Source organism: Pseudomonas sp. 2VD (genome assembly GCF_005503585.1).
GTDB classification, from domain to species: domain Bacteria; phylum Pseudomonadota; class Gammaproteobacteria; order Pseudomonadales; family Pseudomonadaceae; genus Pseudomonas; species Pseudomonas aeruginosa.
Window position 1 is genome coordinate 1 of sequence record NZ_SCND01000186.1, and the last position, 11657, is coordinate 11657.

Annotated in this window: 8 protein-coding genes; 5 read left to right on the forward strand and 3 right to left on the reverse strand. The window is 64.5% G+C overall.

All coding sequences use genetic code 11. The features are described 5' to 3' along the window. The 3 genes from FFS27_RS19535 to FFS27_RS19545 form a co-directional block, all read left to right on the forward strand. Positions 1-547, forward strand: a 547-nt coding sequence (locus tag FFS27_RS19535; RefSeq protein ID WP_256659552.1) for a methyl-accepting chemotaxis protein, incomplete at its 5' end; no start/stop codon positions are given. 451 nt (positions 548-998) lie between these two features. Beyond that, complete coding sequence (locus FFS27_RS19540) at positions 999-2162, forward strand: type III PLP-dependent enzyme (protein ID WP_003094617.1); 1164 nt, start codon at positions 999-1001, stop codon at positions 2160-2162. 115 nt (positions 2163-2277) lie between these two features. Then, positions 2278-2703 carry a VOC family protein gene (locus FFS27_RS19545; protein ID WP_021264136.1) on the forward strand — a complete coding sequence of 142 codons (426 nt, stop codon included), beginning with the start codon at positions 2278-2280 and terminating at the stop codon, positions 2701-2703. 55 nt (positions 2704-2758) lie between these two features. Here the strand turns inward: FFS27_RS19545 and FFS27_RS19550 are convergent, their stop codons facing one another. The 3 genes from FFS27_RS19550 to FFS27_RS19560 all read right to left on the reverse strand — a co-directional run bounded on the left by FFS27_RS19550 (position 2759) and on the right by FFS27_RS19560 (position 6182). Beyond that, on the reverse strand, positions 2759-4561 hold the full coding sequence (locus FFS27_RS19550; protein ID WP_003141345.1) for a phosphoethanolamine transferase CptA: 1803 nt from the start codon (positions 4559-4561) through the stop codon (positions 2759-2761). Between the two features lie 122 nt (positions 4562-4683). Next, on the reverse strand, positions 4684-5499 hold the full coding sequence (locus FFS27_RS19555; protein WP_003110339.1) for a tetratricopeptide repeat protein: 816 nt from the start codon (positions 5497-5499) through the stop codon (positions 4684-4686). 2 nt (positions 5500-5501) lie between these two features. After that, positions 5502-6182 (reverse strand): Fe2+-dependent dioxygenase, encoded by a 681-nt coding sequence (locus FFS27_RS19560; protein ID WP_031300536.1) that lies wholly within the window; start codon positions 6180-6182, stop codon positions 5502-5504. A gap of 217 nt (positions 6183-6399) precedes the next feature. On the opposite strand from FFS27_RS19560, the gene piuA reads away from it, so the two are divergent. Together piuA and FFS27_RS19570 are read left to right on the forward strand one after the other, a co-directional pair. Further along, complete coding sequence (gene piuA / locus FFS27_RS19565) at positions 6400-8661, forward strand: TonB-dependent siderophore receptor PiuA (RefSeq protein WP_003116241.1); 2262 nt, start codon at positions 6400-6402, stop codon at positions 8659-8661. A gap of 215 nt (positions 8662-8876) precedes the next feature. Continuing rightward, positions 8877-11429, forward strand: coding sequence for a PepSY domain-containing protein (locus FFS27_RS19570; RefSeq protein ID WP_023101564.1), 2553 nt, complete (start codon positions 8877-8879; stop codon positions 11427-11429). The last annotated feature ends 228 nt before the right edge of the window (positions 11430-11657 follow it).

The window sequence follows — 11657 nt, forward strand, 5'->3', positions numbered from 1 at the left end:
GATCAATCGCCTGGCCAGTGACAGCGCCTCGATCAGCCAGGTGCTGGATGTGATCAAGGGCATCGCCGAACAGACCAACCTGCTGGCGCTCAATGCGGCGATCGAGGCCGCTCGTGCCGGGGAGCAGGGGCGCGGTTTCGCGGTGGTGGCCGACGAGGTGCGCACGCTGGCCAAGCGCACCCAGCAATCCACCGCCGAGATCGAACAGATGATCCTGCGCCTGCAGGGCGGCGTCGATGCGGCGGTGAAGGCGATGGGCAGCAGCCACCATACCGCCGATGGCACGGTCAACGAGTCGGCGCAGGTGCAGCAGGCACTGGAGAATATCCTCGGCGCGGTGGGCATGATCGTCGACCAGAACCAGCAGATCGCCGCCGCCGCCGAGCAACAGACCGCCGTGGCCCACGATATCGACCAGAACATCGTCGAGATCAACCAGGCCGGCGAGCGCACCGCGGAAGGCGCCAGCCAGACCGAACGGGCCAGCCGCGAACTGGGCGCCCAGGTGACCCAGCTGAAACGCCTGATCGGCGCGTTCCGGGTGTAGGCGCAAGGCCTGCGCGGGACGTTTTTCGTCCATCCGATTGAACGCTGGGCGGACGGGGACATCCCACTGTCATGCACATGGGGTAAAGGCTGAGCAGGTCAATCCGGCGGTGCGACAGGCGGAGGCGAAATCGCGGCATTTTTTTATTGATCTCGCGTCCCCTTGGTCCTAAAGTTCGCGCCCGAACGTCCATGCTGGAAACGATCCATCCGGCTCAAGTACTGACGACGAGAGATCGCCTTGTGGCAAGGCGACGTCCGCTGCTCAAGCGGCCAGGTCGTCGCGCGGGACACGCGCGCGACCTACCAGGATGAACAGGCGGTGGCTGCCGGCAGGCAGGTGATACTCGGCGACATGCCTTGGGAAGTAGGCGAACCAAAGTGGGGAAACGGATTAGACGTTCAGCTTCACCCCTACGAATCCATGTGTTTTGCCATTGGGAGTCCCAACCATGTCCATCAAGGTCGAGGATTATTTCGCCCCTGAAACCTTCCAGCGCATGAAGGCCTTCGCCGACAAGCAGGAAACCCCCTTCGTGGTCATCGACAAGCAAACCATCGCCGATGCCTACGACCAACTGACCGACTGCTTCCCCTTCGCCAGGATCTACTACGCGGTGAAGGCCAATCCCGCTACCGAAATCACCGAGCTGCTGCGCGACAAGGGTTCGAACTTCGATATCGCCTCGATCTACGAACTGGACAAGGTGATGAAGACCGGCGTCGGTCCGGAGCGCATCAGCTACGGCAACACCATCAAGAAATCCAAGGACATCCGCTACTTCTACGAGAAGGGCGTGCGCCTGTTCGCCACCGACTCCGAAGCCGACCTGCGCAACATCGCCAAGGCCGCTCCCGGCGCCAAGGTCTACGTGCGTATCCTCACCGAGGGCTCGACTACCGCAGACTGGCCGTTGTCGCGCAAGTTCGGCTGCCAGACCGACATGGCCATGGACCTGCTGATCCTGGCCCGCCAGCTGGGCCTGGAGCCCTACGGCATTTCCTTCCACGTCGGTTCGCAGCAGCGCGACATCTCGGTGTGGGACGCAGCGATCGCCAAGGTCAAGGTGATCTTCGAGCGCCTGAAGGAAGAAGACGGCATCGTCCTGAAGATGATCAACATGGGCGGCGGCTTCCCGGCCAACTACATCACCAAGACCAACGACCTGGAAACCTATGCGGAGGAGATCATCCGCTTCCTCAAGGAGGACTTCGGCGACGACCTGCCGGAAATCATCCTCGAGCCGGGCCGTTCGCTGATCGCCAATGCCGGCATCCTGGTCAGCGAAGTGGTGCTGGTCGCCCGCAAGTCGCGGACCGCCGTGGAGCGCTGGGTCTATGCCGACGTCGGCAAGTTCTCCGGACTGATCGAAACCATGGACGAGTCGATCAAGTTCCCGATCTGGACCGAGAAGCAGGGCGAGATGGAAGAGGTGGTGATCGCCGGCCCGACCTGCGACAGCGCCGACATCATGTACGAGCACTACAAGTATGGCCTGCCGCTGAACCTGGCGAGCGGCGACCGCCTTTACTGGCTGTCTACCGGCGCCTACACCACCAGCTACAGTGCGGTGGAGTTCAACGGCTTCCCGCCGCTGAAGGCGTTCTACCTCTAGCGCAGTCGCCTCTGCTACGAAGAGCCCCGCCTCGGCGGGGCTTTTTCATGTCGCTCTGGAAGCCTCGCGGCGCTCGTGTCAGCCTTGTTCGACAACCCATGACAAGGACGCCGACATGACAGGCAATGGTGTTTCCCTGGTGACCCTCGGGGTCGCCGATCTGGCCCGCTCCTCTCTCTACTACCAGGCGCTGGGCTGGCAGCCCTCTTCGGACGGCAACGAGCAGGTGGTATTTCTCAAGGGCCGCAACCTGGTCCTCGGCCTCTGCGGACGCAGCGCCCTCGCCGAGGATGCGCAGGTGGAAGATCGTCCGACCGGCTTCGCGGCTATCACCCTGGCCTGCAACTGCGCCTCGCGGGACGAGGTGGACCGTCTGTTCTCCGCAGCTACGGCGGCCGGCGGGCAGGCGACCAAGATGCCGCAGGAAGTGTTCTGGGGTGGCTACTCCGGATATGTCGCCGACCCGGATGGACACCTTTGGGAAATTGCCTACAACCCGTTCTGGCCGTTCGACGAGCAGGGCAACCTGGTCTTGCCCTGAGGGCGCTACGGATGGAAAAACGCCCCGCTCGGCGGGGCGTTTTCTTTGGCGGCGGTCAGCCTTCGTTCGGCTGGCGGGACGGTGCGCGCGGTGTCGTTGGCGCGGGTCGTCCGGCCTGGGCTACCTGCTGCCCGGCGTCGGCCTTGTCCAGCGGCAGCTTGTCGAAGTCGCGCAAGCCATTGTGGGCATAGGGGTTGCCGATCCAGCGGACTTCATGCTGGAAGTCGTTGCTCACCAGGCTCTTGGTCGGATCGAAGAGGTCATAGTTGAGGCCGGCGAGGTCGGACCAGGTATGGATCAGGTCTTCGCTGCTGTAGCGTCGGTCGACCAGGGCCTGCAGGTCGCGCGGATGGGTCTGCTGCCAGCTGGGCGAAGTCCAGACCAGGAAGGGCACGGTGTACATGCCGCGGGTCGGGTCGCCTTCGTTGCGGCCGAGACGGTCGTGCGGGGCTTCGTCGAAGACTTCCTCGCCATGGTCCGAGAGGTAGACCAGGAAGCCGTTCGGATCGCTGTTGGCGAAGCCCTTGATCAGGCTGGAGACCACGTAGTCGTTGTACAGCACGGCGTTGTCGTAGCTGTTGTAGACCTCCACCTGGTCGTCGCTGAGAGCCGCCGGGGCGCCCTGGCGGTCGACGAAGCGAGCGTAGTCGGCGGGATAGCGGTACTTGTAGTTCATGTGGGTGCCGAGCAGATGGACCACGATGAACTTCTTCGGCGCCGGGTCGTCCAGCACCTTGGCGAAGGGCGCCAGCACCGCGCCGTCCAGCTGGCTGGCGTTCTGGCTGCGCTGGTTGTTCAGGTAGAACTGCGCATCGGTCTGCTGGGCGAAGGTCGTCAGCATGGTGTTGCGCTTGGTCATGGTCTGCTGGTTGGTGATCCAGAAGGTTTTGTAGCCGGCCTGCTTCATCAGGTTCATCAGCGACGGATCGGTGAGGAAGCGGTCGGGATGCTCCTGGTCAGCGAACGTTAGCACCTGCTGCAGCACCTCGATGGTATATGGCCGCGACGCCACCACGTTGTTGAATACCGTGAGGTTCCGGTTCGCGGCCTTCAGTGCGTCCAGCTGCGGGGTCGTTTCGCGTGGATAGCCGTAGAGGCTCATGTGCTTGCGCGACGTGGATTCGCCGATCACCAGGACCAGCGTGCGCGGCGTATCGCCATTGGCATCGACGAGGTTCTTCAGCGGCGGTAGGGCCGCGTTCTTTTGCAACAGCGCCTGCATGCTGCCCAGTTGCTGGCGGTATTGCTGGTAGCCGATCAGCAATTGCCAGGGCACCGCCGGTTCCATGCGCGCCTGGACCTTGTCCAGGGCTTCGTCGAAGGGCCGGCCCTGGCTGACCAGTTGCTTGTAGAACGGATAACCGATGGTCGCGACGATCAGCAGCACCGCCACCGGCAGGGCGCTGAAGCGCGGCAGGTAGACCGGGCGCAGGCGGCGCCAGAGGAGGATGGCGACCAGGCTGTAGAGCACCAGGCCGAGGGTCATCCAGGGGTTGAAGTACTGGCTGAAATATTCGCTGGCCTCGGCGGTGTTCGACTCGAACATCACGAAGATCACGCTTTGCGAGAATTCCTGGTGATAGATGCCGAAATAGCTCAGGCCGACCAGCGAGGCGGCCCACAGCACCAGCCCGATGACGGCGGCCAGCGGCTTGGTCCAGCGCGGGAACAGTAACACCGGCGCAAGCCAGATGGTGCTCAGCACCATGGCGTTGCGGAAACCGGAGAAACCGCTGTTGCCGGAGGTCAGCAGGAGCAGTTGGGTGATACCGGAGAAGAACCAGAAGAACAGGAACAGCCAGCCCAGGCCGGCCCAGTCGATGCGATTGCGCGTAACGCGTGGTGGAGTGGGGGACACGATAGCCTCGTACGATGGACCGGAGGCGCGATCGTCGTTCGCCTCGATGAAACGGCGAGGGTAGGGAAAGGCTTGTCAAAAAAGTGTTATGTGGGCGTGAACAAAGGGTCGTGCGTTGTTCGTCAGGCGGGCAGTCGTGCGTGCCCGTGACGTTCGAGCGCCTGTTCCAGGGCCTCTCGATCGGTGTCGTCGCCCAACTGCGCCGCGCGTCGGTAGTAGGCCAGCGCCAGGCTGCGGAACGGTGGGTGGGCCGACTGCTCCAGGCCATGGCGGGCGCTGCGCAGGAAGTTCAGGTTGCCGCCTTCGAGGGCACGCCGGAGCCAGGTTTCGGCTTCGGCATGGCGGCCCGAGGCGCTGAGCATCGCGGCGTGGCTGAACTGGCCGCGAAAATCGCCACCCTCGGCGGAGCGTCGATACCAGTGCGCAGCTTGCGCCAGGTCGCGAGCGACCACCAGGCCTTCTTCGTGGTAGCGCCCCACCAGGTTCATCGATTTCGCGTGGCCCTGCTCGGCCGCTTGCCGATACAGCGCATAGGCGCGCGGCTGGTCCTGGGGCACCCCGCGGCCGGTAGCGTGAAGATTGGCCAGGTTGTAGCGGGCCCAGTCGAGGCCGGCCTGGGCGGCGATCCGATAGTGGACCGCTGCCGCGGCTGGATCCGCCGGGCCGCCCCAGCCATGTTCCAGGCAGCGAGCGAGCATATTGCGCGCCATTGCGTGGCCGTGCCCGGCGGCGATCGCGAACCAGGTCCGCGCCAGGGTCGGGTCGCGCTGGATGCCTTGGCCGTCCAGAAGGATCTGTCCGAGCAGGGCCTGGGCTTCCGTCAGGCCCTCGCGCGCAGCGCCGAGGATGGCCTGGGCAACCTCGCCCGGGGTACCGGCCAGTTGTGCGGCGAAACCTTCGGCGTCCAGTGCGTCGTGACGGAGCAGCAGGTGGCGCATGTTCAGAGTTCCGACCAGCGCCGCAGGAGATTGTGGTAGGTGCCGGTTAGGCGGATCAGCGAGGGATGGTCGGGCACGTCGTGGGTGAGTCGCTGGATCGACTGGTCCATTTCGAATAGCAGGGTGCGCTGGCTGTCTTCGCGGACCAGGCTCTGGGTCCAGAAGAACGAGGCGTAGCGCGCGCCGCGGGTGACCGGATTGACCTTGTGCAGGCTGGTGCCGGGGTAGAGCACCAGATCGCCGGCGGGCAGCTTCACCTGTTGCAGGCCGTAGGTGTCCTGGATCACCAGTTCGCCGCCGTCATAGTCCTCCGGGTCGCTGAAGAAGAGGGTCGAGGACAGGTCGGTACGGACCCGCTCGCGGCCGCCATGGACGTCGCGCACGGCGTTGTCGATGTGGAAGTCGAACGAGCCCCCGCCGGTATAGCAGTTGAACAGCGGCGGGAAGACCTTGAGCGGCAGGGCGGCGGACATGAACAGGGGATGGTTCCACAGGCGCTGCAGTATGGCTTCGCCGATCTCCCGGGCCAGCGGGTGGTCCTGCGGCAGTTGCAGGTTGTGCTTGGCCTTGGCCGATTGGTAGCCGGCGGTCGCCTTGCCGTCGGCCCATTCCGCCTGCTCCAGGGCTGCGCGGATCCGGGAGACTTCCTCGGCGGTGAAGATGGCGGGAATATGCAGCAACATGGCGCTGTCCATGAAGGCGAAATGATTGCCAATGATATTGATTTGCATTGGACGTGTAAAACCGCCAGAAGTCGTAGACGAGCGAGATGGGAAAAAATGTAATGAGAAAATTGTAAAGAATGTAAATTCCTGTCGAATGCGAATCCGTAATAATTGATAACAATTCTGATCTGCAATAAATTCCGCGACCTTCACAGCTCCCGGGGAGGGGTTTCGAATGTCGCGTCAGTCCACGGATACCGCCGTTTCTTCGCAACGTCTGCTGGCTTCGGCCATCGGTGTCGCCATCACCGCCATCGCCGCACCGCAGGCAGCCCACGCCGACGAGGCCGGGCAGAAAAAGACCGACAAGGACCGCGTACTGTCGCTGGATGCGGCCACCATCGTCGGCGAGCAGCAGGACGAAACCACCTACAACGTCGACCGCTCGGCGTCGAAGAAGTACACCGCGCCGCTCTTGGATACGCCGAAGACCGTCACCGTGATCCCGCAGCAGGTGATCAAGGACACTGGCGCCCTGACCCTGGCCGACGCACTGCGCACCACCCCGGGTATCACCTTCGGCGCGGGCGAGGGCGGCAACCCCGCAGGCGACCGGCCATTCATCCGTGGCTTCAACGCCGAGAGCGATACGTTCCTCGACGGTATGCGCGACGTCGCCTCGCAAACCCGCGAGGTGTTCAACGTCGAGCAGATCGAGGTCAGCAAGGGCCCGGGCTCGGCCTACACCGGCGCCGGCTCCACCGGTGGCAGCCTGAACCTGATCAGCAAGACCGCCAAGCAGGACAACTTCACCGACGCCGGCTTCACCTGGGGCTCAGACCAGACCCGCCGCACTACTCTCGACGTGAACCGGATGATTGGCGACAACGCCGCCTTCCGCCTCAACCTGATGAAGCACGATGCCCACGTCGCAGGGCGCGACGAAGTCAGCGTCAGCCGCTGGGGCGTGGCTCCGACCGTTACCTTCGGCTTCGACACGCCGACCCGCGCCACCCTGTCCTATTACCATCTCAGCACCGATGACATGCCGGACTACGGCCTGCCGCTGACCAACGTCAACCGCAGCAAAGCCAATCCGAGCAAGCCGGCCTCGGTGGATCGCGATAACTTCTATGGCCTGAAGGACCGCGACTACCGCAAGAGCACCACCGACAGCGGCACCTTCCGCATCGAGCATGACCTGAACGACAACCTGACCCTGTCGAATAGCACCCGCCTGGTGCGCACGACGCTCGACTACATCGTCAGCAACCCCGACGACAGCCGTGGCAACGTTGCCAACGGCTACGTCTACCGTTCGGCGAAAAGCCGCAATTCGACCTCGAAGGGCTGGGTCAACCAGACCGACCTGAAGGCCAACTTCGAAACCGGCTTCATCAAGCACACCCTGGTGACCGGCCTGGAGTTCAGCTACGAGGACGTGCACAACCGTCCGTACGCCATTACTTCCGGTGGCGGCGCCGGCAACACCTGCAATGCACGATTGCTCGCCAGTGGCGACTGCACCAGCCTGAATCGCCCGACTCCGGGCGACAACTGGACCGGCAGCATCACCGACGGCCTGGCCTATACCGATACCGACACCAAGACCAGCGCGGCTTATGTGTTCGATACCCTGAAGCTAAGCGAACAATGGGAGCTGAATCTCGGCCTGCGCTACGACGACTTCGATACCAAGTCCAGCGGCTACCAGACAGCTGGCCGCAACGGTCCCGCCGGCTACTTCAAGCGCGAGAACAACAGCCACTTCTGGAACTACCAGACCGGTCTGGTCTACAAACCGGCGCCCAACGGCAGCATCTACCTGGCCTGGTCGACCTCGAGCAACCCCACCGGCGAGACCGGCGGCGAGGGCCAGGCGGACATCAGCGTAGGCAACAACGGGTTGGATCCGGAGCGTAACCGCAACCTCGAACTGGGTACCAAGTGGGCCTTCTTCGACGATGCTCTGTCGCTGAACGCCGCGCTTTTCCGCACCGACAAGACCAATGCCCGGGTCGCTTCGCCGGATGTTTCCACTCTTCAGGTACTGGACGGCGAGCAGCGGGTGCAGGGCGTCGAGCTGGGCTTCAATGGCAAGCTGACCGAGAAGTGGAAGGTCTTCGGCGGCTACACCTACCTCGACAGCGAAATCCGCAAGTCGACGGTGAAGAGCGACGAAGGCAACAAGATGCCGCAGACCGCGCAGAACAACTTCACTCTGTGGACCACCTACGATCTGTTGCAGAACTTCACTATCGGCGGTGGTACCACCTATGTGGACAAGCAGTACGGCAACACTGCGAACTCTACCTATATCCCGTCCTACTGGCGCTATGACGCCATGGCCAGCTACAAGGTGAGCAAGAACGTCGACCTGCAACTGAACGTGCAGAACCTGACCGACAAGCGCTACTTCGACCAGGTCTACAGCACGCACATGGCCCACGTCGCTCCGGGCCGCACGGCATTGCTCGGGGTGAACTTCCACTTCTGACTGCCGCTCTCGCTCCCCACGAAAGCCCCATTCCCCCTGCGGGATGGGGCTTTCCCGCATCCAGGTGGGTAAATAGAGCGTAAAGAACGTTAATTCGGCTTTATCGCAACTGATTATCAAATAGAATTGCCCGCCGACGTCCTCGTGTCGTCTGGCCGGCGCTTGGCGTCGGCGTAGTCCCGTTGTTGCCGCGCGGCGGCCGTGAAGGTGATCCTGTGAAGAAAGTCTGGTTCCAGTTGCATTGGTTCTTCGGCATCAGCGCCGGCCTGGTGCTGGCGCTGATGGGCGTCACCGGAGCGACCCTGTCGTTCCAGGACGAACTGATGCGCGCGCTCAACCCTGACGTGCTGGTGGTGCAGAAGCGCCCCGAGGGCGTGCTGCCGCTGGACGAACTGGTGCGCCGTATCGAAGGCGCCGAGCCGGGGCGGAAAGTGGCCTTCGTCTGGGTCGAGATGGACAGCGACAAGGCCGGGCGGATCTTCTACACCCCGCCGCCGGGACAGCGCCGCGGCGAGTCGCGCTGGATCGATCCCTACACCGGGGCTTTCGTCGGCGAGCCGCGCGGCGAGGGTTTCTTCAACCTGATGATGCAACTGCACCGGTTCCTCGCCATGGGCGAGTACGGCAAGCAGGTCACCGCCGCCTGCACCCTGATCCTGATCTTCTTCTGCCTGTCCGGTCTCTACCTGCGCTGGCCGCGCAAGGTTTTCGACTGGCGCGCCTGGCTGACCCTCGACTGGTCGCGCAAGGGGCGCAGTTTCAACTGGGACCTGCATGCCGTGGCCGGCACCTGGTGCCTGGCGCTCTACCTGCTGGCTGCGCTGACCGGCCTGTACTGGTCCTACGAGTGGTACCGCAACGGCCTGTTCAAACTGCTCGACGACGCGCCCGCCGGCCAGCAGGCGCAGCGCGGCAAGCCGGGCGGACGTGGCGAGCGCCCGGCCGATGCGGCTCCGCTGGTGGTCGACTACGCGGCGGTATGGAACAGCATCCGCCAGGCCGGCGGCGACCGCTTGCAGGCCTACAACCTGCGCCTGCCGCCGGCGGGCGGCCAGCCGGCGACAGTGTTCTATCGCCTGACCGACGCGCCGCACGAGCGTGCCTTCAACACCCTGACCCTGGACCCGGCCAACGGCCAGGTGAAAAGCGACCAGCGCTATAGCGGCCGTTCTTTCGGCAGCCAGTTGCTGGCCAGCGTCTATGCATTGCACGTAGGCAGCTATTTCGGCATGGCCGGACGCATCCTGATGATGCTCGCCAGCCTGGCGATGCCGCTGTTCTTCATCACCGGCTGGCTGCTCTACCTCGACCGCCGGCGCAAGAAACGCGCGGTACGGGCGAGCCGCGCCGACCTGGGCGGCAGCGCCGGCGCCAGCGGCGAGCCCTGGCTGATCGGCTACGCCAGCCAGAGCGGTTTTGCCGAGCAACTGGCCTGGCAGAGCGCCGGCCAGTTGCAGGCGGCCGGGTTGCCGGTGCGGGTCGAATCGCTGGCGCGCCTGGATGCCGGGCAACTCGCCGAGGCGCGCAAGGCGCTGTTCGTGGTCAGCACCTTCGGCGACGGTGAGGCCCCGGACAGCGCCCGCGGCTTCGAACGCAAGGTGCTTGGCCAGGCCGCCAGCCTCGATGGCCTGAGCTACGCCCTGCTGGCCTTGGGAGATCGCCAGTACGAGCAGTTCTGCGGCTTCGCCCGGCGCATGCAGGGCTGGTTGCAGGGGCAGGGCGCGCGGAGCCTGTTCGCCCCGGTGGAGGTCGATGATGGCGACGCCGCGGCCCTGCGCCAATGGCAGGAAAGCCTGGCCGAGGTGACCGGCGGTGCCGCCCCGGCGGCCTGGGAAGCGCCGGCCTTCGAGGTCTGGTCGCTGGCGCGGCGGGAGTGCCTGAACCCTGGCAGCCAGGGCGAGTCGACCTGGCTGCTGGACCTGCGTGCGCCGGCCGACAGCGCCATCCAATGGCGCGCCGGCGATCTGCTGGAGATCGTTCCGCACCAGGCGCCCGCGCGCATCCGCGAATGGCTGCAGCGGCATCACCTGGACGGCCAGGCGCGGGTGGCGGTCGAGGGCGTCGAGCAGAGCCTGGAGCAGGCCCTGGCCGGGCGCCTGCTGCCGGATTCTTTCGAACACCTGGTCGGCTTGCACCCGCAGGCGCTGCTGGATGCGCTGATTCCGCTTTCCGTGCGCCAGTACTCCATCGCGTCGCTGCAGAGCGATGGCGACCTGCAACTGATCGTACGCCAGGAGCAGCATGCCGACGGCAGCCTGGGCATCTGCTCCGGCTGGCTCACCGAGTACCTGCCGCTCGGCGCCGCGCTGACCCTGCGCCTGCGCCGCAACGCGGGTTTCCACCTGCCGGAGGATGACGTGCCGCTGATTCTCATCGGCAACGGTACCGGGCTCGCCGGCCTGCGCAGCCTGTTGCGCGCCAGCATTGCCGCCGGGCGCAAGCGCAACTGGCTGCTGTTCGGCGAACGCAATTTCGCCCACGACTACTACTGTCGTGCGGAGCTGGAGCAAGCCCTGGCCAGGGGCGAGCTGCAACGCCTGGACCTGGCCTTCTCCCGCGACCAGGCGGAGAAGATCTATGTCCAGGACCGCCTGCATGAAGCGGCGGATGAACTGCGGCGCTGGATCGACGAGGGCGCGGCCTTGTACGTCTGCGGCAGCCTGCAGGGCATGGCCGGCGGTGTCGACCGGGTGCTGCGCGAAGTGCTCGGTGAGGAGGCCTTGCAACGCCTGGCCGACGAAGGACGTTACCGACGCGACGTGTACTGAACGGATGAATGAAAAAGGCTCCCAAGGGAGCCTTTTCGTTGCCAACTGCTGGGACTGCCGGGCTTTACGGGGTGTAGGGCGAATAACCGCAGAGCGGTTATCCGCCATTTCGGCGAGATATCGGCGGATGACGCCGTTGGCGTCATGCGCCCTACGGAGCTATCGGGACTTCGCGCTGTCCGTGGCGTAGGGCGAATAACCGCAGAGCGGTTATCCGCCATTTCGGCG